General features: G+C 58.4%; 20 protein-coding genes and 1 pseudogene. 14 read left to right on the forward strand and 7 right to left on the reverse strand.

The annotated features are described in order from the left end of the window. From ACK5JN_RS06670 to acpS, 7 genes and pseudogenes are all read left to right on the forward strand, one after another. Nucleotides 1–995: pseudogene (locus ACK5JN_RS06670) on the forward strand (elongation factor 4); the annotation flags it as partial. Between the two features lie 15 nt (nucleotides 996–1,010). After that, nucleotides 1,011–1,985, forward strand: coding sequence for a signal peptidase I (gene lepB, locus ACK5JN_RS06675; RefSeq protein WP_416869437.1), 975 nt, complete (start codon nucleotides 1,011–1,013; stop codon nucleotides 1,983–1,985). Nucleotides 1,986–2,203: 218 nt separating this feature from the next. Continuing rightward, nucleotides 2,204–2,884, forward strand: a complete 681-nt coding sequence (gene rnc / locus ACK5JN_RS06680) for a ribonuclease III (protein WP_064543445.1) — start codon at nucleotides 2,204–2,206, stop codon at nucleotides 2,882–2,884. Then, complete coding sequence (era, locus tag ACK5JN_RS06685; RefSeq protein WP_416869438.1) at nucleotides 2,881–3,786, forward strand: GTPase Era; 906 nt, start codon at nucleotides 2,881–2,883, stop codon at nucleotides 3,784–3,786. The genes rnc and era overlap by 4 nt, the downstream gene beginning before the upstream one ends. Before the next feature lie 11 nt (nucleotides 3,787–3,797). Then, on the forward strand, nucleotides 3,798–4,505 hold the full coding sequence (gene recO, locus ACK5JN_RS06690) for a DNA repair protein RecO (protein ID WP_416869439.1): 708 nt from the start codon (nucleotides 3,798–3,800) through the stop codon (nucleotides 4,503–4,505). 96 nt (nucleotides 4,506–4,601) lie between these two features. After that, nucleotides 4,602–5,333 (forward strand): pyridoxine 5'-phosphate synthase, encoded by a 732-nt coding sequence (gene pdxJ / locus ACK5JN_RS06695; RefSeq protein ID WP_416869440.1) that lies wholly within the window; start codon nucleotides 4,602–4,604, stop codon nucleotides 5,331–5,333. Further along, nucleotides 5,333–5,713 (forward strand): holo-ACP synthase, encoded by a 381-nt coding sequence (gene acpS, locus ACK5JN_RS06700; RefSeq protein WP_416869441.1) that lies wholly within the window; start codon nucleotides 5,333–5,335, stop codon nucleotides 5,711–5,713. Before pdxJ ends, acpS begins: the two co-directional genes overlap by 1 nt. On the opposite strand, the gene ACK5JN_RS06705 is transcribed toward acpS, so the two are convergent. Further along, nucleotides 5,710–5,970: a YfhL family 4Fe-4S dicluster ferredoxin gene (locus ACK5JN_RS06705; RefSeq protein ID WP_416869442.1), complete on the reverse strand. Its 261-nt coding sequence runs from the start codon at nucleotides 5,968–5,970 to the stop codon at nucleotides 5,710–5,712. The genes acpS and ACK5JN_RS06705 overlap by 4 nt on opposite strands. Before the next feature lie 93 nt (nucleotides 5,971–6,063). Continuing rightward, nucleotides 6,064–6,912: a MurR/RpiR family transcriptional regulator gene (locus tag ACK5JN_RS06710; RefSeq protein ID WP_416869443.1), complete on the reverse strand. Its 849-nt coding sequence runs from the start codon at nucleotides 6,910–6,912 to the stop codon at nucleotides 6,064–6,066. Nucleotides 6,913–7,137: 225 nt separating this feature from the next. On the opposite strand from ACK5JN_RS06710, the gene yfhb reads away from it, so the two are divergent. After that, on the forward strand, nucleotides 7,138–7,773 hold the full coding sequence (yfhb, locus tag ACK5JN_RS06715; RefSeq protein ID WP_416869444.1) for a phosphatidylglycerophosphatase C: 636 nt from the start codon (nucleotides 7,138–7,140) through the stop codon (nucleotides 7,771–7,773). A 32-nt stretch (nucleotides 7,774–7,805) separates the two neighbouring features. Next, entirely contained in the window at nucleotides 7,806–8,342 is a 537-nt protein-coding gene (gene tadA / locus ACK5JN_RS06720) for a tRNA adenosine(34) deaminase TadA (RefSeq protein ID WP_416869445.1), read from the forward strand. Nucleotides 8,343–8,351: 9 nt separating this feature from the next. Here the strand turns inward: tadA and ACK5JN_RS06725 are convergent, their stop codons facing one another. From ACK5JN_RS06725 to mltF, 4 genes are all read right to left on the reverse strand, one after another. Continuing rightward, nucleotides 8,352–9,188, reverse strand: coding sequence for a helix-turn-helix domain-containing protein (locus ACK5JN_RS06725; RefSeq protein WP_416869446.1), 837 nt, complete (start codon nucleotides 9,186–9,188; stop codon nucleotides 8,352–8,354). Between the two features lie 19 nt (nucleotides 9,189–9,207). Then, nucleotides 9,208–11,187 carry an amylo-alpha-1,6-glucosidase gene (locus ACK5JN_RS06730; RefSeq protein WP_416869447.1) on the reverse strand — a complete coding sequence of 660 codons (1,980 nt, stop codon included), beginning with the start codon at nucleotides 11,185–11,187 and terminating at the stop codon, nucleotides 9,208–9,210. Further along, the gene (locus ACK5JN_RS06735) at nucleotides 11,187–12,548 is read right to left on the reverse strand and encodes an MFS transporter (protein ID WP_416869448.1); all 1,362 of its coding nucleotides are present in this window, start codon (nucleotides 12,546–12,548) and stop codon (nucleotides 11,187–11,189) included. The genes ACK5JN_RS06730 and ACK5JN_RS06735 overlap by 1 nt, the downstream gene beginning before the upstream one ends. Nucleotides 12,549–12,701: 153 nt before the next feature. Continuing rightward, nucleotides 12,702–14,240, reverse strand: coding sequence for a membrane-bound lytic murein transglycosylase MltF (gene mltF, locus ACK5JN_RS06740; protein ID WP_416869449.1), 1,539 nt, complete (start codon nucleotides 14,238–14,240; stop codon nucleotides 12,702–12,704). Nucleotides 14,241–14,485: 245 nt separating this feature from the next. Here mltF and purL point away from each other — a divergent pair, with 245 nt between their 5' ends. From purL to glnB, 5 genes are all read left to right on the forward strand, one after another. Beyond that, nucleotides 14,486–18,373, forward strand: a complete 3,888-nt coding sequence (purL, locus tag ACK5JN_RS06745; protein WP_416869450.1) for a phosphoribosylformylglycinamidine synthase — start codon at nucleotides 14,486–14,488, stop codon at nucleotides 18,371–18,373. A 565-nt stretch (nucleotides 18,374–18,938) separates the two neighbouring features. Then, nucleotides 18,939–20,375 carry a sensor histidine kinase gene (locus ACK5JN_RS06750; protein ID WP_416869451.1) on the forward strand — a complete coding sequence of 479 codons (1,437 nt, stop codon included), beginning with the start codon at nucleotides 18,939–18,941 and terminating at the stop codon, nucleotides 20,373–20,375. A gap of 17 nt (nucleotides 20,376–20,392) precedes the next feature. Further along, nucleotides 20,393–21,085 (forward strand): two-component system QseEF-associated lipoprotein QseG, encoded by a 693-nt coding sequence (gene qseG / locus ACK5JN_RS06755; RefSeq protein ID WP_416869452.1) that lies wholly within the window; start codon nucleotides 20,393–20,395, stop codon nucleotides 21,083–21,085. Continuing rightward, nucleotides 21,078–22,415, forward strand: a complete 1,338-nt coding sequence (glrR, locus tag ACK5JN_RS06760) for a two-component system response regulator GlrR (protein WP_416869453.1) — start codon at nucleotides 21,078–21,080, stop codon at nucleotides 22,413–22,415. The genes qseG and glrR overlap by 8 nt, the downstream gene beginning before the upstream one ends. A gap of 68 nt (nucleotides 22,416–22,483) precedes the next feature. Next, nucleotides 22,484–22,822, forward strand: coding sequence for a nitrogen regulatory protein P-II (gene glnB, locus ACK5JN_RS06765; RefSeq protein WP_002914032.1), 339 nt, complete (start codon nucleotides 22,484–22,486; stop codon nucleotides 22,820–22,822). 144 nt (nucleotides 22,823–22,966) lie between these two features. Here glnB and ACK5JN_RS06770 read toward each other — a convergent pair whose 3' ends face one another. After that, nucleotides 22,967–24,430, reverse strand: a complete 1,464-nt coding sequence (locus tag ACK5JN_RS06770) for an oligopeptide:H+ symporter (RefSeq protein WP_416869454.1) — start codon at nucleotides 24,428–24,430, stop codon at nucleotides 22,967–22,969. Nucleotides 24,431–24,466: the final 36 nt, after the last annotated feature.

Consider the following 24,466-nt stretch of genomic DNA (forward strand, 5'->3'; position numbering starts at 1 on the left):
CGGTGGGCGATACCCTGACCCAGTCGCGTAACCCGGCAGACAAACCGCTGCCAGGCTTTAAAAAAGTGAAGCCGCAGGTTTACGCCGGTCTGTTCCCGGTGAGTTCTGACGACTATGAAAACTTCCGTGACGCGCTCGGCAAGCTGAGCCTGAACGATGCCTCCCTGTTCTACGAGCCGGAAAGCTCTACCGCACTGGGTTTTGGCTTCCGCTGCGGCTTCCTCGGCCTGCTGCACATGGAGATCATTCAGGAACGTCTGGAGCGTGAGTACGATCTGGATCTGATCACTACCGCGCCGACCGTAGTCTACGAAGTGGAAACCACGGCGAAGGAGACTATCTACGTCGATAGCCCGTCCAAGCTGCCGCCGCTGAACAACATCTACGAACTGCGCGAGCCGATCGCCGAGTGTCACATGCTGCTGCCGCAGGCTTACCTCGGCAACGTGATCACGCTGTGCGTCGAGAAGCGTGGCGTACAGACCAACATGGTTTACCACGGTAACCAGGTGGCGCTGACTTACGAAATTCCGATGGCGGAAGTGGTACTCGACTTCTTCGACCGTCTGAAGTCGACCTCCCGCGGCTATGCGTCGCTGGACTTCAACTTCCAGCGCTTCCAGGCGTCTGACATGGTGCGCGTTGATGTCCTCATCAACAACGAACGCGTCGATGCGCTGGCGCTGATTACTCACCGCGACAACTCCCAGAGCCGTGGCCGTGAGCTGGTCGAGAAGATGAAAGATCTGATCCCGCGCCAACAGTTTGATATCGCGATTCAGGCGGCCATCGGCACGCACATCATCGCGCGTTCAACGGTGAAGCAGCTGCGTAAAAACGTTCTGGCGAAGTGCTACGGTGGCGATATCAGCCGTAAGAAAAAGCTGCTGCAAAAACAGAAAGAGGGTAAAAAACGCATGAAGCAGATCGGTAACGTCGAACTGCCGCAGGAAGCGTTCCTCGCCATTCTGCATGTCGGTAAAGACAGCAAATAATCTTAAGGAGTTGGCATGGCGAACATGTTTGCCCTGATTCTGGTGATTGCCACACTGGTCACGGGCGTTTTGTGGTGCGTTGATAAGTTTATCTTCGCGCCCAAACGGCGGGAACGTCAGGCGGCGGCGCAGGTTGCTACCGGCGAAGCGCTGGACAAAAAGACGCTGAAGAAAGTTGGCCCGAAACCGGGCTGGCTGGAAACCGGCGCGTCGGTCTTCCCGGTGCTGGCGATCGTGCTGATCGTGCGCTCGTTTATTTATGAACCGTTCCAGATCCCATCCGGTTCGATGATGCCAACGCTGCTGATCGGCGACTTTATCCTGGTGGAGAAATTCGCCTACGGAATTAAAGACCCGATCTACCAGAAAACGATTATTGAAACGGGCCATCCGAAACGCGGCGACATCGTGGTATTTAAATACCCGGAAGATCCGCGTCTGGACTACATCAAACGTACCGTCGGTTTGCCGGGCGATAAGGTCACCTACGATCCAATCGCCAAGCAGGTGACGATTCAACCGGGATGCAGCTCCGGCCAGGCGTGCGGTAGCGCGCTGCCGGTGACCTACTCCAACGTTGAACCGAGCGATTTCGTGCAGACCTTCTCCCGCAGCAACGGCGGCGAGGCGACGAGCGGCTTCTTCGAAATGCCGCAGGGCGAGCGTAAAGCCGATGGCGTGCGCCTGGATCAACGTCAGGAAACGCTGGGCGACGTGACCCACCGTATTCTGACCGTGCCAATCGCACAGGATCAGGCGGGCATGTACTACCACCAGTCCGGTCTGCCGCTGGCAACCTGGATCGTACCGCCGGGGCAATACTTCATGATGGGTGATAACCGCGATAACAGCGCGGACAGCCGTTACTGGGGCTTTGTGCCGGAAGCGAACCTGGTGGGTAAGGCAACCGCTATCTGGATGAGCTTCGAAAAACAAGAGGGCCAGTGGCCAACCGGCGTGCGTTTAAGCCGCATCGGTGGGATTCATTAATCCTCTTTTCGACTTCACGTGGCGGCCTGGTGTGCGCCGCGTGAATTATTTAGTTTTAATCTATTCAAACTAACGACATCCCTTGTCGTTGCGTATAGAATATCCCCCCGAAGTTTCGGATGTCTCTTATCGGAGACACGGCACACGAAACCGCGTTGGTTTCCCTCAGGTCTGTTTCGTGTGCTGCATTGTGGACGCATTTATTTATTTGGTATCGCATGAACCCCATCGTAATTAATCGGCTTCAACGGAAGCTGGGCTACACTTTTCTTCATCAGGAGCTGTTGCAACAGGCGTTAACGCACCGCAGTGCCAGCAGCAAACATAACGAACGCTTAGAGTTCCTGGGCGATTCCATATTAAGCTACGTGATCGCCAACGCGCTCTATCACCGCTTCCCGCGCGTGGACGAAGGCGACATGAGCCGCATGCGTGCGACGCTGGTGCGCGGTAACACGCTGGCGGAAATTGCGCGTGAGTTCGAGCTGGGCGAATGCCTGCGCTTGGGGCCGGGCGAGCTGAAGAGCGGCGGCTTCCGTCGCGAATCTATTCTCGCGGATACCGTTGAAGCGTTAATCGGCGGGGTGTTCCTCGACAGCGATATTCAGACCGTCGAGAAGCTGATCCTCTCCTGGTACCAGACCCGTCTGGACGAAATTAGCCCGGGCGATAAGCAAAAAGATCCAAAAACACGCTTGCAGGAGTATCTGCAAGGCCGCCATCTGCCGCTGCCGTCTTATCTGGTGGTTCAGGTGCGTGGGGAAGCACACGATCAGGAATTTACTATCCACTGCCAGGTTAGCGGCCTGAGTGAACCGGTGGTCGGCACAGGTTCCAGCCGTCGCAAGGCGGAACAGGCTGCCGCCGAACAGGCGCTGAAAAAGCTGGAGCTGGAATGAGCGAAGAAAAAACCTACTGCGGATTTATTGCCATCGTCGGACGTCCGAACGTCGGCAAATCCACGTTATTGAACAAGCTGCTCGGGCAGAAGATCTCTATCACTTCCCGTAAAGCGCAGACCACGCGTCACCGCATCGTTGGTATCCATACCGAAGGCGAGTATCAGGCGATCTACGTCGATACCCCGGGCCTGCATATGGAAGAGAAGCGCGCTATCAACCGCCTGATGAACAAAGCGGCTAGCAGCTCCATCGGTGACGTTGAGCTGGTGATTTTCGTTGTGGAAGGCACACGCTGGACGCCGGACGACGAAATGGTGCTGAACAAGCTGCGTGATGGCAAAGCGCCGGTCATTCTGGCGGTGAACAAGGTTGATAACGTACAGGAAAAAGCGGATCTTCTGCCGCACCTGCAGTTCCTCGGCAGCCAGATGAACTTCCTCGATATTGTGCCTATCTCTGCGGAGAGCGGGCTGAACGTGGACACCGTGGCCGGTATCGTGCGTAAGCACCTGCCGGAAGCAACGCACCACTTCCCGGAAGATTACATCACCGACCGTTCTCAGCGCTTTATGGCCTCGGAAATCATTCGTGAAAAACTGATGCGTTTCCTGGGCGCAGAGCTGCCGTACTCGGTCACCGTTGAAATCGAACGCTTCGTGACTAACGAGCGCGGCGGCTACGACATCAACGGCCTGATCCTGGTTGAGCGTGAAGGGCAGAAGAAGATGGTGATTGGCAACAAAGGCGCCAAGATCAAAACCATCGGTATTGAAGCCCGTAAAGATATGCAGGATATGTTCGAAGCGCCTGTTCACCTGGAGCTGTGGGTGAAAGTGAAATCAGGCTGGGCGGATGACGAGCGCGCGCTGCGCAGTCTCGGTTACGTCGACGATCTCTGAGAATAACCCCGATGGAGGGCTGGCAGCGCGCTTTTGTTCTGCATAGTCGCCCCTGGAGCGAAACCAGCCTCATGCTGGACGTCTTCACGGAAGAGTCGGGTCGCGTGCGCCTTGTGGCGAAAGGCGCACGTTCCAAACGTTCCAACCTCAAAGGTGCGCTTCAGCCCTTTACCCCCCTGTTAGTGCGCTTCGGCGGCCGCGGCGAAGTCAAAACGCTGCGCAGTGCGGAAGCCGTCTCGCTGGCATTGCCGTTAAGCGGCATCACGCTGTACAGCGGTCTCTACGTCAATGAACTGATCTCCCGCGTGCTTGAGCACGAAACCCGCTTTTCCGAGCTGTTCTTCGATTACCTGCACTGCATTCAGGCGCTGGCGGGTGCAACCGGCTCGCCCGAACCGGCGCTGCGCCGCTTTGAGCTGGCGCTGCTCGGGCATCTGGGCTACGGCGTGGATTTTCTGCACTGTGCCGGCAGCGGCGATGAGGTTGACGACACCATGACCTACCGCTATCGCGAAGAGAAAGGGTTTATCGCCAGCGTAGTGATGGATAACAACACCTTTACCGGCCATCAGCTGAAAGCGCTGGCCAGCCGCGAGTTCCCTGATGTTGATACGCTACGCGCGGCGAAACGCTTTACCCGTATGGCGCTAAAGCCGTATCTTGGTGGGAAACCGTTGAAAAGCCGCGAGCTGTTCCGTCAGTTTATGCCGAAGCGGTGATCCACAACACGCTCACTCTGCTTTTCTTCCTCGCTCTTTGAGAGAGGGCCGGGGTGAGGGAAAACTAATGAAAAAAATGAAGACACGAGGATTGTCATGGCTGAATTACTGTTAGGCGTCAATATTGACCACATTGCCACCCTGCGTAACGCGCGCGGCACTGCCTATCCGGACCCGGTGCAGGCCGCGTTTATCGCCGAGCAGGCCGGGGCAGACGGAATCACCGTGCATTTACGCGAAGACCGTCGCCATATCACCGACCGCGACGTGCGCATTCTGCGTCAGACGCTGGACACTCGCATGAACCTGGAGATGGCCGTCACCGAAGAGATGCTGGCTATCGCCTGCGACACCAAACCGCATTTCTGCTGCCTGGTGCCGGAAAAGCGTCAGGAAGTGACCACCGAAGGCGGTCTGGACGTTGCCGGTCAGTTCGACAAAATGCGTGATGCCTGCAAACGCCTTGCCGACGCGGGCATCCTGGTGTCGCTGTTTATTGACGCCGATGATGCGCAGATTAAAGCCGCCGCTGATGTGGGCGCGCCGTATATCGAAATCCACACCGGCTGCTACGCCGATGCCGTCACTGATGCGGAGCAAGCCAAAGAGCTTGAGCGTATCGCGAAAGCCGCGACCTACGCCGCAAGCCTGGGCCTGAAGGTTAACGCGGGTCACGGTCTCACTTACCACAACGTGAAAGCGATTGCCGCGCTGCCGGAAATGCACGAGCTGAATATCGGCCACGCCATTATTGGTCGGGCGGTGATGAGCGGCCTGAAAGACGCGGTGGCGGAAATGAAGCGCCTGATGCTGGAAGCGCGCGCGTAATGGCGATTCTGGGGCTTGGAACAGACATTGTCGAAATCGCCCGTATTGAAGCGGTGATTGCCCGTAGCGGCGACCGCCTTGCGCGTCGGGTACTTAGCGATAATGAGTGGGCCATCTGGGAGACGCACCAGCAGCCGGTGCGTTTTCTGGCCAAGCGCTTTGCGGTGAAGGAAGCGGCGTCGAAGGCGCTGGGCACCGGTATCCGTAACGGGCTGGCGTTCAATCAGTTTGAGGTTTATAACGACAAGATGGGCAAGCCGAAGCTGCGTTTATGGGGTGAGGCGAAACTGCTGGCCGAGCGGATGGGCGTAGCTCATATGCACGTGACGCTCGCCGATGAGCGCCACTACGCCTGTGCGACGGTAATTATCGAAAGCTAGATTTTGTCCGCGTGATACATCTGGACAAATTTATCCCACAGCTGCTCTTCACTCTCTAAATGTGCCGGATCTTTGAGAATGGTATTCGGGATCGGGCACACCTTCTGGCAGGTCGGCGTTTCATAATGGCCGATGCATTCGGTGCAGCGATCGCTGTCGATCTCATAGATGTTATCACCCATCGAAATGGCCTGGTTCGGGCATTCCGGTTCGCACATATCGCAGTTGATACATTTTTTGGTGATTAACAGCGCCATCAGGAATTTCTCAGAAACAAAATAAACAGGGCGCGAATTATACGCTCATTTTCCACTCAGGCCATACCTTTTCTGTGGTAATCGCACCGCAGATCAAACCAGCTTTTTCACCAGCGCTTCGCTGTGGCGAATACGCTCCGGCGCGTTTTCCAGATCCTGCTGTACCAGCCCCATAAACAGCAGGTCCGTCAGCATCATCTGAGCGCTGGTGGAGGAGATGGCCGCGCTGCGCGTCGCCTGTTCTTCGGCAATGGTATACAGACAGTGGCTGGCGCGCTGCTGCAGCGCATTCGGCGAAAAGCCGGTAATGGCGAGTACCTTACCGCCGACCCGCAGGGTTTCATCGGCGGCCAGATTGATCTCCCGCCGCGCGCCGGAGTAGGAGACAGCCAGCAGCAGATCGTCCTGGGCCATGGCCTGAACGGTGGCCAGCAGGGCGTGCATGTCCAATTCCGCGACGGCGTTAAACCCGATCTTCATCAGCTTCCAGCTAAAATTACGCGCCACCAGACCCGATGCACCGATACCGGTCAGTACGATGCGCCGCGCGCCGCGCAGCAGGTTCACGGTCTCCAGCAGTTTGTCTTCGCTATTGACGTCCAGCGAGGCGTGCATTGCTGCCACGTTATCTTTAATCAGCTTCTCACCGACCAGACGCAGCGGATCGTCGCCGCAAATCTGGTTATGCACCGGAACGGAATGGGGATTGGCGTTGCTGGCCAGCGCTTCGCTCAGCGCCAGCTTCAGCGCCGGAAAGCCCTTAAAACCCAGCTTCTGGGCGAATTTCACCACGCTGGACTGGCTAACGCCCGCCTGGCTTGCCAGCTGCTGCGAGCTTAAATGACGCGCCAGATCCGGCTGCGCCAGAATAAAATCCGCCAGTTTGCGATCGCTTTGTGCCAGTTGGGGATAACGCTGGCGAATACTGATAAGACAATTCATAACAACCTCACGGGCACTCTAACCACGTTGTGCCAGAACACTATTCTGCGCGTCTGCAAGAATTATGTATTCTATTATAACGGAATACTTCGAATTAAATATTCCACGCTCTCGCAAAAACGCAACTCTTTTCACGGATAACCCCCGTTGAGCCGTTGTTTGACGAAAGAAGGTGGACGATCTGCTAGTCTGTGGGCTGGCCCGTAAGGAATACAGGAGACTCTTTTGACAAGCCACTCCCGCCGCGTCGTGTTTTTTGACCTCGACGGTACGCTGCATCAGCAGGATTTGTTTGGCGCGTTTATTCGTTATCTGCTGTGGCGTCTGCCGCTGAACGCGCTGCTGGTACTGCCATTGTTACCCATTATCGGCCTTACGATACTCTTCAAAGGCCGCGCGGCCCGCTGGCCGATGAGCGTGCTGCTGTGGGGCTGCACCTTCGGGCGGCGTGAAGCCACGCTCAATGCCCTGGAGGCGAGCTTTATTATCTGGTTTCGCGCCACGGTGACGCCGTTCCCGGTGGTGCAGGCGCGTTTAGACAGTTACCTCCAGCGCCAGGATGCCGACGTCTGGCTGATTACCGGATCGCCGCAAACGCTGGTGGAGCGCGCCTATGCCGACGCGCCCTGGATGACGCGCGTCAATCTTATCGGCAGCCAGATGCGCCGCGCGCTGGGGGGCCGCGTGCTGTCGGTGCGCTGTCTGGGACATGAAAAAGTGGTGCAGCTGGAGCAGCGTCTTGGCGCGCCGCTACGTCTGTACAGCGGTTACAGCGACAGCAAGCAGGATAACCCGCTACTCTTCTTCTGTGAGCACCGCTGGCGCGTAACCCCGCTCGGCGAGCTGGAACAGCTGGAATAGCGAGCGCTGCGCTTTGCTGGATATTGTGTATAATGCGCCGCGTTTTATCACCTGGAGTCACGACGTTGTCCGACATTGAACAGAATCACGAATACTGGATGCGCCACGCGCTGGTGCTGGCCCGTCGCGCCTGGGAAGAGGGCGAGGTACCGGTCGGCGCGGTGCTGGTGCACAACAATCAGGTGATTGGCGAAGGCTGGAATAGGCCGATTGGCCGCCACGACCCTACGGCGCACGCGGAGATTATGGCGCTACGTCAGGGGGGGCTGGTGTTACAGAACTATCGGCTGATCGACACCACGCTATACGTGACGCTGGAACCCTGCGTAATGTGCGCGGGGGCGATGGTGCACGGGCGTATCGGCAACCTGGTGTTCGGCGCCCGCGATGCCAAAACCGGCGCGGCGGGCTCGCTGATTGATGTGCTGCATCACCCGGGGATGAATCATCGCGTGGAAATCACCGAAGGGGTGCTGGCCGATGAATGCTCGGCGATGCTGAGCGATTTCTTCCGCTATCGCCGGCAGCAGCAGAAGGCGTTGAAACGTTCGCTGCATAACGGTGAGTAAATCATCGGGCTACTCAACTGTCCGCTTTTCCCTCTCCGCGCTCGGCGAATGCTGAAAACAGCGACTGTAGGCCTCGGTCAGCCGGGGCAGGGAGCTAAACCCGCAGGCGCGGGCGATGCTGGCGACCGAGCGTTCAGTGGTGCGCAGCAGTTCCTGCGCTTTCAACAGACGGTAGCGCTGGACGAACTGATCTGGCGTGAAGCCGGTAAATTCCTTGATAAACCGATATAACGTCCTTTTAGGAATCGCGCACTCTTCCGCCAGATGCTCCCAGATAACGCCCTGCTGCAAATTGTCGCGAATGCTGTGCAGCAGCCGTCGTTTCTTATCATCATATCGACTGCCCCGCGGCAGCCTGACGCTGCTCTCCATCAACATGCCGACAATGGTCAGCAGGATGGCTTCGGTGGTGACGAAGTAGGTGCTGTCATAGTTATCATCGGTTTTGCTGTGAATTTCCGCCGCCAGCTGCACCACGCGCGCCAGCGCCGTTTCGTTGAGTGACGACGGTCGCTCACGGGTCTGCGTCTGAAGCTGCATCAGCAGCGGCAGCAGCGATTTTACAAACTGAAATTCGCCGTCGCGGCGCAGCAGAATATTGATGAGCGACAGATGGCGGGTGGATTCGTAATAGTGAATGTCGTTGGCGGAGACGAAGAAAAAGTCGCCCTTAAAGACCAGATTGACGCGATCGTTGATGACGTGAAACCCGCAGCCCTCTTTGACGATGACGATTTCGTGAAAATCATGGCCGTGAATATCCGCCATCTCCTGATCGCGCGAGCTGAACAGCGAAAAGGCGTGGATATCGGAGAGGAAGTAGTCCTGCGCGAGCATAATCTTCATTCTTCCTCTCCTGGCGTCGTTAGTTAACAGGCCGCGTTAACGCCTGCCCGGCGATAAGCGGCCAGCTTTCGCCGCGCAGCCGCAGCACGCCGCCGCTGCGGGAGGCGCAAACCGTCAGCTGATTGTCGCGTAAGGTGAGCGTGACTTCACCCTCTTTAATCGGCAATGTGCAGTCCAGCACGCTAAAAGGCGTAAGCCACGGCTCAATGGCGAAGGTTTCATAGCCCGGCGTTAGCGGGTGCAGGCCGACAAAGTAGCGCCCCAGCAGGTACAGCGGGCTCGCTCCCCAGGCGTGGCACAGGCTCTTGCCAAACTTGTCGCCGTACATCGCGTAGTGCGCGTCGCCCTCGATATCCGGGTTGTACTCTTCCCAGAAGGTCGTTGCGCCCAGCGCCAGCATGCCGCCCCAGTAATCACGCATCCGTTGCCAGACCACATCCTGACGTCCGCACTGGCACAGGGTATCCAGCTCGAAGAAGGTGAAGTAGGGGGTGATGATGGGGGCGATGGCCTCGTTCATCAGCACGCGTTCGACGATGGTCTGCCGCCGCTCGGGGGTGACGGAATCAAACATCAGCGCGAAGATATTGGCATGGCGGGTGACGTTACGTTTGCCGCTCTCGTAGCTGTCGATATACGCACCTTGCTCTTCGTCCCAGAAAAAGAGGTCGATGTTTTTTGCCAGCTTATCGGCCCGCCGCTGCCACTCGGCAGGATCCGCGCCGACGATCTCCGCGCACAGCACCAGCGAACGCCAGGCCTTCAGCAGCAGCATCTGCTCGGCGCACACCGCGCCGGTTTTGTCGATGTCGGCCCAGTCGATAAAAATCCAGTCGCCTTCTTTACCGCGAATAAAACCGCTCTCGTCGATATCGGGCGTTAGCCACGCCATCAGGCTGACCATTTTGCCGTACACCTGGCGCACAAACGCCGCGTCGTTGCTCATCTGGTAGTGCTTCTCAATGTTGATCACCCACAGCAGTGAGTAGTCGACGATGGTGTTGATATGCTGACGCATCGGATCGCGGCCGCGCAGGGCGAGCAGGGTACGGCGGTTGATATCTTCATCGAAAAACAGATACGGGTTGATAAGCGTGCACTGCCAGGCATCGCCCGACCAGATCCAGCGATCGCGCTTCACGCCGTCAATGAAAAACAGATCGCTGCACAGGGTGAAGGTCTCGCGGGAAACCTGCCAGATTTGGTCGATCAGCGGATCGTTGCTGCGGAAGCTGGCGCAGCCCGGTCTGGCGATAAACTCATGCTCCGCCGCCAGGCTGACCGCACCGGGCGCGACGTCGGGAATAAAAACGTAGCGGAAGGCGCGTTTACGGATAACCGATGCCGGAGTGACGTCCGTCTGCGAGTAGTAGCAATACTGCGTGTCCAGCGCTTCCGCCTGCGACTCGCCGTAACACAGCGTCACCGGCGGCTGTGTATCGCTGTGGAAGCTGACCGCGAGCGGCCCGTTGACCACGCGCACGAAATCGAACAGCACGCCGCCATTAATCGCACGTTCGCTTACCGGCAGCCGCCGCTCGCGCTGAAAATTAACGACGTTGGGCGAGGTCGTCGCCGACTGATAGAGCGCATCGCAGCCCGCCGGGGCGGTGTCGATATAGTCGCTGGCAAACCAGCGTTCATCGCTGAACACCTGCTCGCCGTCCACGCGCAGCGTCGGAAGGCCGCTGGCGTTGGCGACGTAGAAAGTGAGCATCTGCTCGCCCGCCGGGCAGGTCAGCACGCCTTGCAGCGGATATTTTTTGCCGTCGATCAGCGCGTAGCCGGAACCCTCTACCTGGACGGTGAAGGTTTGCGGTTCGGTAAAACAGTAGCGGCGGGTAAAGACGACGCTTTTGCAGCAGTCCTCCACGTGCCAGTAGGCGGGCCAGTCGAAGCCGCGCTCTTCGCGCTGCAGGTTTTGCAATAACGCGTGGCGGATCTCGAAGTCACCGGCCAGCCAGATCCATTTTGCGTGAGCATTACGCATCGTCATCATCAATTCCCCAGACCTTCTGCATTCAGTAATTTTTGTTCTGCGAGCTGCTTTTTAATCTCTTCATACTGGTTATCGAGGGTATAAAAACGCCCCATCCACAGCATCGAGATGACAATTAACCCCGCCGGGATCCACAGATAGCAGGCTTTAATCGCCATAATCGCCGCTGCCGACTGCTGCGCCTCCGCCACGTAGCCGGTCGCCGAGAGCATAAAGCCGCTTAGCGCCCCGGCCGCCGCCATCGCCACCTTGCCAATAAAGCCGTTTACCGAGGTGAGAATGCCCGCGGTGTTGATGCCGGTTTTCCACTCGCCGTAGTCCACCGGATCGGCCTGCATCGAGAAATAGATGGCGTTACGTTGCCCGAAGCCCAGCGCCAGCAGCACCGCGCCGGACATCAGCCCCCAGACGTTGACGCCGGAGAGCATCATGATGACCATACCGCCGAGGTTGACGGCGCAGGCCAGCTGATAGACCTGAATCTTGCGCAGCCGTTTAGCGAGGAACGGCACGGTCAGCGTACCCAGCAGCGGCACAAACGAAGCAATACCGGCGGCGACGGAGGTCAGCGCGGTGTTGCCGACGTAATATTTAAAGAAGTAGATCAGCGCGCCGGACTGTAAAAAGAACGCGCCCCACATAAATAGAATATTGATGGCGAACACCTTCCACGGTGTGTTCTCCTTCAGCCCCTGCCAGGCGCGGCGCAGGGTCATCTTTTCCGGCGTAATGGCGTAGCGCTCTTTCACGTTGCAAAAGCTGACAAACAGAAAGAAGGTCGACAGCGCGCCGAACAGCGTGGCGGTATAGATAAATCCGCGATCCTGATTACCATTGCCCAGCCAATTAACCAATGGCAGCGTGGCGACCGACACAATCGTCGATCCAATAAAACTAAACATAATTCTTACGGAGGAAAGCACGGTACGCTCATGCGCATCATTGCTTAAGAAAGGAAGCATCGCGTTATACGGAATATTGACCACCGTAAACATCACCGATAATAAAAAATAGGTGATAAACGCCCATATTAGTTTGCCGGTGGTGCCGAAGTCTGGAATATAAAAGGCGAGAATACATAACAGGCCAAAAGGGATGGCCCCAATCGCCAGCCACGGGCGGCAGCGGCCCCAGCGGGTGCTGGTATTATCAATCAGGATCCCCATTAAGACGTCCGTGACCCCGTCGGCCAGGCGGGTAATCAAAAACATAATACCGATATAATAAGCCGGGAGCTTCATGATATCGGTATAGAAATACATTAAATATAATGAAATTAATTGCCACACTAAATTACAGGAAATATCGGCTACGGAAAAACCAAGCCGTAATCTCCAGGGAGACGCCGTTTTTGTTTCCATACAAACCTCATTAAACGCTGGGATATTTGGCCGTATTAGCGATACGGCCTGAGCATAGAGGTATTAGATAACAGCGTCATTGCCGAGTCATCGGCTTGATTTGGCACTGGCGCGGAAACGAGCGTGACGCTGTCGGCGTTTTTGAACGGTAATCTAGTGCTGTGCCGGAAAATAGCGCAGAGAGGCGTCGTTGCCGTTCTGGCTATCCTGACGTAAAAAGGAGAACAGGCCGAAAAGGTTGTTGTCGCGGTGAAGCTCATCCAGGGTTACCACCGGGTAAGCCTCGGCGATCTCCAGTCGTTCCGTCGCCTTCTTCTCTTTTTCCTGCAAATAGCCCACCAGGCTTATCTGGTACTTACGAATATTCTCGACGTAGGTGTAGGCTTCATGGCCGCGCGCGTAGCCGTAGGTCAGTTTGCTGTACCACGGCTTCTGGCTAAGCAGGGGCAGGCGCTGCTTTACATCGGCCCAGCTATCCGGGTTCCCTTTTTGCTTCGCCGTCAGCGCGCGGGCGTCGAGCATATGGGCATAGCCCATATTGTAGGCCGCCAGCGCAAACCAGATTTTCTCATCCTGCGGCACGCTGTCCGGTACCTTCTCCATCATCGCCAGTATATAGCGCATGCCGCCGCTGATGCTCTGTTCGGCGTCGGTGCGGTCGCTCAGGCCTAAGCTCTGGGCGGTATTTTTGGTCAGCATCATCAGCCCGCGCACGCCGGTCGGCGAGGTGGCCAGCGGATCCCAGTGCGACTCCTGATAGGAGATAGCCGCCAGCAGCTTCCAGTCGATGGCGCTGGCATACTTTTCAAACAGCGGCTGCAGGTCGGGCAGGACGTTATCAACGGCGCGCAGGAAAGAGCGGGTATCGACGTAGTCAAAGTCGTCGCCGTGGCCGAGGTATTTTTCTTCCAGGCGGGCGAGGGTGCCGTCCTCGTTCATATTATTGAAGAAGTCGAGCATCGCCGCAGAAAGCGTATTGTCGCCGTCCTGCAGGCTAAACCAGGTCACCGGCTGTTCATCGGTGACGTCAAGCGCCACCGCCAGCTCCGGGTGTACGCGCTGGAACAGGCCGATCGCGACGGAATCGGCGATGGTGTAGCTGAGCTTACCGTCAATCACCGCCTGCATCAGATCGACCGATCCGCGTTTATCATCCACCGTCCAGGTGAGGTCGGGATACTTTTGCTCTTTTAGACTTTGCAGGTCGTTGATCACCACCTGGCCTGGCGCAACGGTGAGCTGGTCGGCCGTGACGTTGCTCAGGTTACGCGGCCGGGGGCTGCCCACGCGATAAACCAGCTGCTGCGACACGGAGTAGTAGGTTGGCCCTGCCTGATAGCTTTTTACGCGCTCGCTGTTGTAGACCAGCCCGGCGGCCAGCAAATCGGCATCACCGTGGTCCAGATCGTCAAACAGCTGGCTGATATTCTGGCGAACGGTGACTTTCAGCTTCACGCCGAGGTAGTCGGCAAACTGTTGGGCCAGCTCGTAATCAAGCCCATAAACTGTGCCATTGATGGTGGCGTAGGTCAGCGGCGACTGCACGGTACTGACGCGCAGCTCCCCCCGCTCCTGGATAGCGGCGATGCGATTCTCTGGTTTGCCAAACCAGGGAAGGGAGGGCCAAAGGGCCGCTGCCAGCAGCAACGTGACAACGCCGATCAGCAGATAATTAATCTTTAATTTTTTCAAATAGTTAATTCGCTGCGGTACCCGTAGAGGTCCCTGATAACATTACGGTTTGTAACAGAATGAGCGGCATTTTGCTTAAGATTGCGCCAGTTGGCAACTGATTCGCGATGTGTGTCACATCTATTGGTAAAGACGGGGGACGATTTTATTTCGACGCAAACGGTTTCGTCGGGGCGCAGGATTCTCTATACTAGCGCCCGTTCTCCCCCATTGCGCACACTGAAAGCTGAGAAGACGAGAGACTTATGATGGAAATTCTGCGTGGTTCGCCTGCACTGTCTGCATTTCGTATTAACAAACTGCTGACGCGGTTTCAGGCAGCCAACCTCCCGGTAAGCAATATTTACGCCGAGTATGTCCATTTTGCCGACCTGGAGGCACCGCTAACCGAAGACGAGCGGGCCCGACTCGAGCGACTGTTGCAGTATGGCCCAAGCCTGAACAGCCATACGCCTACCGGTAAACTGCTGCTCGTCACTCCCCGTCCTGGCACTATCTCTCCCTGGTCTTCCAAAGCTACCGACATCGCCCACAACTGCGGCCTGCAGCAGGTGCTGCGTCTGGAGCGCGGCGTAGCCTACTATATAGAAGCGGCGACGCTTAGCGCGGAGCAGGTGAGCGCGGTTGCCGCCGAACTGCACGATCGCATGATGGAGAGCGTCTTCGATTCCTTACAGGACGCCGAAAAACTGTTTGCGCATCACCAGCCTGCGCCGGTCTCCAGCGTCGATCTGCTCGGCCAGGGCCGTCAGGCGCTGATTGACGCCAACGTGCGTCTCGGCCTGGCGTTGGCGGAAGATGAAATCGACTATCTGCAGGATGCGTTCACGAAACTGGGGCGCAACCCGAATGACATCGAACTGTACATGTTCGCGCAGGCTAACTCCGAGCACTGCCGCCACAAGATTTTTAACGCCGACTGGATTATCGACGGTGAACAGCAGCCGAAGTCGCTGTTTAAAATGATTAAAAACACCTTCGAAACCACACCGGATCACGTGCTGTCGGCCTATAAAGACAACGCCGCGGTAATGGAAGGGTCCGAAGTCGGACGCTACTTCGCCGACCACAAAACCGGCCGCTACGATTTCCACCAGGAGCCAGCGCATATCCTGATGAAGGTGGAAACCCACAACCACCCGACCGCCATCTCTCCGTGGCCGGGCGCGGCAACCGGCTCCGGCGGTGAAATTCGTGATGAAGGCGCGACCGGGCGCGGCGCGAAGCCGAAAGCCGGGCTGGTGGGCTTCTCCGTGTCCAACCTGCGTATCCCGGGCTTCGAACAGCCGTGGGAAGAAGATTTTGGCAAGCCGGAACGTATCGTTACCGCGCTGGATATCATGACCGACGGCCCGCTGGGCGGCGCGGCGTTCAACAACGAATTTGGTCGCCCGGCGCTGACCGGCTACTTCCGTACCTACGAAGAGAAGGTTAACAGCCACATCGGTGAAGAGCTGCGCGGCTACCATAAACCGATCATGCTGGCGGGCGGGATCGGCAACATCCGCGCCGATCACGTGCAGAAAGGCGAGATCGTCGTCGGCGCGAAGCTGATCGTGCTCGGCGGCCCGGCGATGAACATCGGCCTTGGCGGCGGCGCGGCCTCTTCGATGGCCTCCGGCCAGTCTGACGCGGATCTCGATTTCGCCTCCGTCCAGCGCGACAACCCGGAAATGGAACGCCGCTGCCAGGAAGTGATCGACCGCTGCTGGCAGCTGGGCGACGCCAACCCGATTCTGTTTATTCACGACGTGGGCGCGGGCGGTCTGTCTAACGCCATGCCGGAGCTGGTCAGCGACGGTGGACGCGGCGGCAAATTCCAGCTGCGCGACATCCTCAGCGACGAGCCGGGCATGAGTCCGCTGGAAATCTGGTGTAACGAATCTCAGGAACGCTACGTGCTGGCGGTGGCTGCCGACCAGCTGCCGCTGTTCGACGAACTGTGTCAGCGCGAGCGCGCGCCGTATGCGGTGATTGGCGAAGCCACCGAAGAGCAGCATTTGACCCTGAGCGACAGCCACTTCGACAATCAGCCGATCGACATGCCGCTGGACGTGCTGCTGGGCAAAACGCCGAAAATGACCCGCGACGTGAAAACGCTGAAGGCTAAAGGCGAGCAGCTGGCGCGCGAGCAGATTACCCTCGCCGACGCGGTGAACCGCGTGCTGCACCTGCCGACCGTGGCGGAAAAAACCTTCCTCGTGACCATCGGTGACCGTACCGTTACCGGCATGGTGGCGCGCGACCAGATGGTCGGCCCGTGGCAGATCCCGGTAGCCAACTGCGCGGTCACCACCGCTAGCCTTGACAGCTACTACGGTGAAGCGATGTCTATCGGCGAACGTGCGCCGGTCGCGCTGCTGGACTTCGCCGCCTCTGCGCGTCTGGCGGTAGGCGAAGCGCTGACCAACATCGCCGCCACCCAGATTGGCAATATTAAACACATTAAGCTGTCGGCAAACTGGATGTCCGCCGCCGGTCACCCTGGCGAAGACGCCGGTCTGTACGAAGCGGTAAAAGCCATCGGCGAAGAGATGTGCCCGCAGCTGGGCCTGACCATCCCGGTGGGTAAAGACTCGATGTCGATGAAAACCCGCTGGCAGGAAGGCAACGAGCAGCGCGAAATGACTTCGCCGCTGTCGCTGGTGATTTCCGCCTTTGCCCGCGTGGAAGACGTGCGTCACACCATTACGCCGCAGCTTTCCACGCAGGACAACGCCCTGCTGCTGATTGACCTGGGCCTTGGCCACAACGCCCTGGGCGCAACGGCGCTGGCGCAGGTTTACCGTCAACTGGGCGACAAACCGGCCGACGTGCGCGACGTCGCGCAGTTGAAAGGCTTCTACGACGCGATTCAGGCGCTGGTGGCACAGCGTAAACTGCTGGCCTACCACGACCGTTCTGACGGCGGCCTGCTGGTGACGCTGGCCGAGATGGCCTTTGCGGGCCACTGTGGCGTCGAGGCCGACGTGGCGGCGCTGGGCGACGATCGCCTGGCTGCGCTGTTCAACGAAGAGCTGGGGGCGGTGATTCAGGTGCGCGCCGCTGACCGCGAAGCGGTGGAAGCGATTCTGGCCGCCAACGGTCTGGCCGACTGCGTGCACTACCTCGGTAAAGCCGTTGAAGGCGACCGCTTCACCCTGACCGCCAACGGCCAGCCGGTATTTAGCGAAAGCCGCACCACGCTGCGTATGTGGTGGGCAGAGACCACCTGGCAGATGCAGCGTCTGCGCGATAACCCGGAATGCGCCGATCAGGAACATGAAGCGAAAGCCAACGATAACGATCCAGGCCTCAACGTGAAGCTCACCTTCGACATCGACGCTGACGTCGCGGCGCCTTACATCGCCACCGGCGCGCGCCCGAAAGTGGCCGTACTGCGCGAGCAGGGCGTGAACTCTCACGTCGAGATGGCGGCGGCGTTCCACCGTGCGGGCTTTGATGCTATCGACGTTCACATGAGCGACCTGCTGGCAGGGCGCACCGGACTGGCAGACTTCCAGGCGCTGGTAGCGTGCGGCGGCTTCTCCTACGGTGACGTGCTGGGCGCGGGCGAGGGCTGGGCGAAATCGATTCTGTTCAACGACCGCGTACGCGATGAATTCGCCACCTTCTTCCATCGCCCACAAACGCTGGCGCTGGGCGTGTGTAACGGCTGCCAGATGATGTCGAACCTGCGCGAGCTGATCCCGGGCAGCGACCTGTGGCCGCGCTTTGTGCGTAACCACTCCGACCGTTTTGAAGCACGCTTCAGCCTGGTGGAAGTGGCCAGCAGCCCATCGCTGCTGCTGCAAGGGATGGAAGGCTCCCGTATGCCGATCGCCGTTTCCCACGGTGAAGGCCACGTGGAAGTCCGCGACGGCGCGCATCTCGCCGCGCTGGAAAGCAAAGGCCTGGTGGCGCTGCGCTTCGTCGACAACTTCGGCAAAGTGACTGAAGCCTACCCGGCGAACCCGAACGGTTCCCCGAACGGTATTACCGCCGTGACCAGCGAAAACGGCCGCGTGACGATTATGATGCCGCACCCGGAGCGCGTGTTCCGTACGGTGGCTAACTCCTGGCACCCGGAAAACTGGGGCGAAGACAGCCCGTGGATGCGAATCTTCCGCAACGCGCGTAAACAGCTTGGCTAAGCCATCCAGCCCCTCTCCGGAGGGGCTTTTTTTATTCTGCAGTCGTCCTGCCAGACTACGCGGCGGCGGGGCGGTGATAGTGTCGGCAAACCCCGACATTTCGCCCAGGTCATTGTCTCCAAATGGAGACGTTTAATTTATTGATTTTACAGTCATTTATTTATATAGAAAAATAGCGTCTCTTATTGGCGACATTGTGAATAAATAATGAACAATTCAGTGGGCGTGCCTGTTTAATATATTTTCTATATATTTCATTGTGTTAATTTATTGTTTTGTATTGTGGCACGCATCGTGCATAATAATAACCAGTGGCTCATTCACCTTCTTATGTCAGCCCCTTCGGGACGTGCTACATAAACTTCGAATGACGCACAACAAGGTGCCTGCCGTCCAGCAAATGATAATAGCGCTGCTTTATCAACCATCGGGCGAAACGTTGAGTTAGGCACCGCCTTATTCCCTGATAAAGCCGGGCTTATGCCCGGCTTTATTGTTTCTGGCCTTTCCCTCGTCGATTTCCTCAGTTAGCATTCTGGTACGTTGATTTACTGAGACACCTCTTTTGACTCGCCTCTCTCTTTCGCCCCGATCGCTGCGCCAACTGGTGACGCTGGCCTTTCTGTTGATTCTGCTGCCGCTGCTGGTGCTGGCATGGCAGGCATGGCAGAGCCTCAACATGCTGAGCGCGCAGGCCGAGCAGACCAACCGCACCACGCTTATCGACGCCCGCCGCAGCGAGGCGATGGCAAACATTGCGCTGGATATGGAGCGTAGCTATCGCCAGTATTGCGTGCTGGATGATCCGACGCTGGCGAAGGTGTATCAGAGTCAGCGCAAGCGCTATAGCGATATGCTGGAGGCGCACGCGGGCGTGCTGCCCGATGCAACCCTCTATCAGCGTCTACGCCAGAATCTGCAAGACCTGGCGCAGCTTCAGTGCACCAACAGCGGCCCGGAAAAACCGGCGTTGACGCGTCTGGAAGCGTTTTCTAGCGCCAACGCCGATCTGGTGCAGTCCACCCGCACGGTGGTCTTCTCCCGTGGGCAGCAGCTACAGCAGGCGATTGCCGAACGCGGCCAGTTCTTCGGCTGGCAGGCGCTGGTGCTGTTTCTGGTGAGCCTGGCGATGGTGCTGCTGTTTACCCGCATGATCATCGGCCCGGTGAAGGACATTGAGAGTATGATCAACCGCCTGGGGGAAGGGCAGTCGCTGGACGGTGAAATGATGTTTCGCGGGCCGCGCGAGCTGCGATCCGTCGCGCAGCGCATTATCTGGCTCAGCGAGCGCCTGTCGTGGCTGGAATCCCAGCGCCACCAGTTCCTGCGTCATCTGTCCCACGAGCTGAAAACGCCGCTCGCCAGCATGCGCGAAGGCACCGAGCTGCTGGCCGATCAGGTTGTCGGGCCGCTTTCCGCCGAGCAAAAAGAGGTGGTCGCTATCCTCGACAGCAGCAGCCGCAACCTGCAAACCCTGATTGAGCAGCTGCTGGACTATAACCGTAAGCTCAGCGAAACCACCGTGCGGATGGAGTACGTTGCGCTGGCGCCGCTGGTTGAAATGGTGGTTTCCGCGCACAGCCTGCCCGCGCGAGCTAAAATGATGCACACGCAGGTTGACCTGCAGGCAGCCGGCTGCCTGGCGGAAACCTCGCTATTAATGAATGCGCTGGATAATCTCTACTCGAATGCGGTGCACTATGGCACTGAATCCGGTAACATTTGTCTGCGAAGCCGTCGGGAAGGGGCGCGGGTTTCTATTGATGTTATCAATACCGGCTCGCCTATCCCGGACGCCGAAAAATTAATGATTTTTGAGCCTTTCTTCCAGGGCAGCCACCAGCGCAAAGGCGCGGTGAAAGGGAGCGGTCTGGGGTTAAGCCTGGCGCGCGACTCCGTGCGCAAAATGCACGGTGAACTGCATCTCCTCGACGCTCAGGATGGCAACGTCTGTTTTCGCATCGAGCTTCCGGCTCCTGGGCTTGAAAAAACAATCACCTGAATCGATATCGAGTAACTATGCCCCAACGATTAGTACGTACGGGTCGACGACTACGGCAGTGGCGAGGCGGCCTGCTTGGCCTGGCCTGCCTGATTCTGTCCGGCTGTCACGCCACGCTGCTGCCGCATAAGGCGGGGGCCAGCGGCGAGAGCAGCGAGCCGCGTCAGCAGGTGGCGGATTACCTGTCGACCGATTGCGATGACATCTGGTCGCTCAACGGCGCCGCGGCCGAAAATAATCCACTTTACTGGCTGCGCGGCATGGACTGTGCCGACCGCCTGTCAGCGGCGCGCGCCCGCGCCGAAGCCAACGCGCTGGCCACCGATAGTTGGCAGGGCGCGTTTAAGCGCGGCATCCTGCTGGCCAATGCGAAAATTGCCCCGTCGGAGCGCCGCCAGCTAGTGAGCGACACCGACGCGCTGAGCCCGCAAATTCCGTCGCGTATTCGTCCGCTGTACCAGGTATGGCGCGACGGGCAGGCACTACAGCTGTCGTTGTCCGAAGAACGCCTGCGCTACAGCAAACTGCAGGAAACCAGCGACGGTCAGCTGGACGCACTGCGTTTGCAGCAGCAGCAGCTCCAGGCTGAACTGGACCTCACCACCCGTAAACTGCAAAACCTGACGGATATTGAGCGCCAGCTCTCCAGCCGTAAGCCGGGCGCCGATATGTCGCATGCGGCGACATCTGATGAGGAGCAACATGAGTAACCGTAAATCTGCGCATCTGCTGCTGGTGGATGATGATCCCGGCCTGCTCAAGCTGCTGGGCATGCGCCTGGCCAGCGAAGGCTACCGGGTGGATACGGCGGAAAGTGGGCAGCAGGGGCTGCGCGTTCTGGCGAAAGAGCGCATCGACCTGGTGATCAGCGACCTGCGTATGGATGAAATGGACGGCATGCAGCTGTTCAGTGAAATCCAGAAAGTGCAGCCGGGAATGCCGGTGATTATCCTCACCGCGCACGGTTCGATTCCGGACGCGGTCTCCGCTACTCAGCAGGGCGTGTTCAGCTTCTTAACCAAGCCGGTGGATAAAGACGCACTGTATAAAGCCATCGACGAGGCGCTGGAGCGCTCCGCACCGGCGAACGACGAGCGGTGGCGAGAAGCCATCGTCACCCGTAGCCCGTTAATGCTGCGGCTGCTGGAGCAGGCGCAGATGGTGGCGCAGTCGGACGTCAGCGTGCTGATTAACGGCCAGAGCGGCACCGGTAAAGAGATACTGGCGCAGGCGATTCACAACGCCAGCCCGCGTCATGCCAGGCCGTTTGTGGCCATTAACTGCGGCGCGCTGCCGGAGCAGCTGCTGGAGTCCGAGCTGTTCGGCCACGCGCGCGGGGCCTTTACCGGCGCGGTCAGCAACCGTGAGGGGCTGTTCCAGGCGGCAGAGGGCGGCACGCTGTTTCTCGATGAAATCGGCGATATGCCCGCGCCGCTGCAGGTGAAGCTGCTGCGCGTGCTGCAGGAGCGCAAGGTGCGCCCGCTGGGCAGCAATCGCGACCTCGACATTAACGTGCGGATTATCTCCGCCACCCACCGGGATCTGCCAAAAGCGATGGCGCGCGGCGAGTTCCGTGAGGATCTGTTCTACCGCCTGAACGTGGTGAACCTGAAGATCCCGACGCTTGCCGAGCGCACCGAAGATATCCCGCTACTGGCAAACTATCTGCTGCGCCAGGCCGCCGATCGTCATAAGCCGTTCGTGCGCGCGTTTTCCACCGATGCGATGAAACGGCTGATGGCGGCCAACTGGCCGGGCAACGTGCGCCAGCTGGTGAACGTGATTGAGCAGTGCGTGGCGCTGACCTCGTCGCCGGTCATCAGCGATGCGTTGGTGGATCAGGCGCTGGAAGGGGAGAACACCGCGTTGCCCACCTTCGTGGAGGCGCGTAATCAGTTTGAACTCAACTACCTGCGTAAGCTGCTGCAAATTACCAAGGGCAACGTGACCCACGCCGCGCGCATGGCGGGACGCAACCGTACCGAATTCTATAAATTACTCTCGCGCCATGAACTGGACGCCAACGATTTTAAAGAGTAGCACCGTACATACGAGTGATTTATGATACGGTGAGCAACCGGTTACGCGATAAAAACGACAGGAACACCATGAAAAAGATTGATGCGATTATTAAACCCTTCAAACTGGATGACGTACGTGAAGCGCTGGCGGAAGTTGGCATCACCGGGATGACGGTAACGGAAGTGAAAGGCTTTGGTCGCCAGAAGGGCCACACCGAGCTGTACCGCGGCGCGGAGTACATGGTGGACTTCCTGCCGAAGGTCAAAATTGAAATCGTGGTCACCGACGATATCGTCGATACCTGCGTTGATACCATTATCCGTACCGCCCAGACCGGCAAAATCGGCGACGGTAAAATCTTCGTCTTTGACGTGGCGCGCGTGATTCGTATCCGTACCGGCGAAGAGGACGACGCGGCGATTTAAGCCCGTTGTCAGCTGCCTGCGGCAATGCGCAGGCAGTCGGCGTAGGCCGGATAAGCAAAGCGCCATCCGGCAGGATCTGCGTGATGTGCCGGATGGCGGCGTAAACGCCTTATCCGGCCTACAAAGTATTAGGCAGCCTTTTTATTACTCATCTGCCTGCGCCAGCGGCGCGCTGGGCGAGCCGATTAGACGTTTCAATACCACCAGCACCCCAATCAGCGCCACGCAGCCCAGCGTCCACTCTCCCATCTGCGAGAAGAAGTGCCCATAGGCATCGATAGCCGTTTCGCTAATCTGTGATTCGGTGGTTTTCTGCGCCACCACCCCCGCCAGCCAGTTGGCCACCGAGCCGGTTGCCAGCATATAGATGCCGGTCAGCACGCCGGTGACGCCGGGCAGGTTCAGGCGGGTGATTTGCGCCATCGCCACCGGGTCAATGAACAGTTCGGCAAAGCCCATCAGCGCCAGCCCGCCAACCATCATCCCCATCGAGGCCTGACCGTGCAGCTGCGCGCCGTGCGCATTCAGCGCCAGCAGCATAAAACCCGCCCCCATCAGCAGCAGCCCGAAGGCAAACTTCAGCCACACCCGCAGCGCCGAGCTCATGCCGCCTTCCGGACGCGCCAGCCACGCCAGCACCACGCCCGCGGACATCACCGCCATCGCGTTGACCGACTGGAAGAGCGCGGTAGGCACTTCCACGTTCAGCCAGCGGCGATTCACGAAGTGGTCGATAAACAGGCTGATCGAGCTGCCGCCCTGCTGCGCCAGTACCCAGAACAGCGTCCCGGTCAGCATCAGCAACACGATTTGCCACAGCGCCCGGCGATGCTGGGGAAAGCGCAGCATAATGCGCACCACGATGACCGCGGCGGCGGCGCAGACAATCCCTAACAGATAGCCGGACCCATTATTCTCCAGCAGCAGGGTGAAAAAGATCGGCGCGGCGCACAGCATCAGCACTAGCCAACCCCACGTCGGTAAGACAAATTTTACCGCACGCAGCGCCTGGCGGTTGACCCCCTGCGTATGGCGGAAGTGGCGATGGCCGCTTAAAAAAACCAGCAGGCCGATAAACATCCCGACGCCCGCCAGCGCAAAACCCACGTGCCAGCCGTACCACTGTGCGGCCAGCCCGCAGGCGATCGGCGCGGCAATCGAGCCGATATTGCCCGCGGCGTACAGCAGAGAAAATCCACCGTCGCGGCGTTGATCATCCGGCGCGTACAGCTCGCCGAGCAGGCAGCTAATGTTGGATTTAAACAGGCCGTAGCCGCAGATAATAATTGCCAGCGCCAGATACAGGCTCCAGGTCGCGTCGGATTCGACGCCGAGCACCACGTGGCCGAGCGTCATTAATAATGCGCCGGCAATCACCGCCGTGCGGTTGCCGAGCAGGCGGTCGGCAAGCCAGCCGCCGAGAATAGGGGTTACGTAGACCAGAGAAGCGTAAGCGCTGAAAAGATTGATGGCGTGGCTGTCGTTAAAGCCAAGCTGGTGGGTGAGATAGAGGATGAGTAGGGCTCGCATGCCGTAAAAGCTGAAGTATTCCCAGATTTGAATCGCCACGATGTAGTAGATCGCGTGCGGTTGTGAGGGTGTTTTCATGTGAACTCCTTGCTGGGTGAAAAAAGGGAAGCGGCT

Source organism: Kluyvera sp., assembly GCF_047971185.1.
Lineage (GTDB): Bacteria > Pseudomonadota > Gammaproteobacteria > Enterobacterales > Enterobacteriaceae > Kluyvera.

Bases quoted from the DNA above. Each gene is read 5' to 3' on its own strand.
- ACK5JN_RS06730 (WP_416869447.1), bottom strand. From the start codon at position 11,187: ATGATGACGATGCGTAATGCTCACGCAAAATGGATCTGGCTGGCCGGT.
- ACK5JN_RS06705 (WP_416869442.1), bottom strand. From the start codon at position 5,970: ATGGCGCTGTTAATCACCAAAAAATGTATCAACTGCGATATGTGCGAA.
- acpS (WP_416869441.1), top strand. From the start codon at position 5,333: ATGGCGATTCTGGGGCTTGGAACAGACATTGTCGAAATCGCCCGTATT.
- glnB (WP_002914032.1), top strand. From the start codon at position 22,484: ATGAAAAAGATTGATGCGATTATTAAACCCTTCAAACTGGATGACGTA.
- era (WP_416869438.1), top strand. From the start codon at position 2,881: ATGAGCGAAGAAAAAACCTACTGCGGATTTATTGCCATCGTCGGACGT.
- ACK5JN_RS06735 (WP_416869448.1), bottom strand. From the start codon at position 12,548: ATGGAAACAAAAACGGCGTCTCCCTGGAGATTACGGCTTGGTTTTTCC.
- ACK5JN_RS06725 (WP_416869446.1), bottom strand. From the start codon at position 9,188: ATGAAGATTATGCTCGCGCAGGACTACTTCCTCTCCGATATCCACGCC.
- lepB (WP_416869437.1), top strand. From the start codon at position 1,011: ATGGCGAACATGTTTGCCCTGATTCTGGTGATTGCCACACTGGTCACG.
- rnc (WP_064543445.1), top strand. From the start codon at position 2,204: ATGAACCCCATCGTAATTAATCGGCTTCAACGGAAGCTGGGCTACACT.
- recO (WP_416869439.1), top strand. From the start codon at position 3,798: ATGGAGGGCTGGCAGCGCGCTTTTGTTCTGCATAGTCGCCCCTGGAGC.
- qseG (WP_416869452.1), top strand. From the start codon at position 20,393: ATGCCCCAACGATTAGTACGTACGGGTCGACGACTACGGCAGTGGCGA.
- glrR (WP_416869453.1), top strand. From the start codon at position 21,078: ATGAGTAACCGTAAATCTGCGCATCTGCTGCTGGTGGATGATGATCCC.
- ACK5JN_RS06770 (WP_416869454.1), bottom strand. From the start codon at position 24,430: ATGAAAACACCCTCACAACCGCACGCGATCTACTACATCGTGGCGATT.
- pdxJ (WP_416869440.1), top strand. From the start codon at position 4,602: ATGGCTGAATTACTGTTAGGCGTCAATATTGACCACATTGCCACCCTG.
- ACK5JN_RS06710 (WP_416869443.1), bottom strand. From the start codon at position 6,912: ATGAATTGTCTTATCAGTATTCGCCAGCGTTATCCCCAACTGGCACAA.
- purL (WP_416869450.1), top strand. From the start codon at position 14,486: ATGATGGAAATTCTGCGTGGTTCGCCTGCACTGTCTGCATTTCGTATT.
- tadA (WP_416869445.1), top strand. From the start codon at position 7,806: ATGCGCCGCGTTTTATCACCTGGAGTCACGACGTTGTCCGACATTGAA.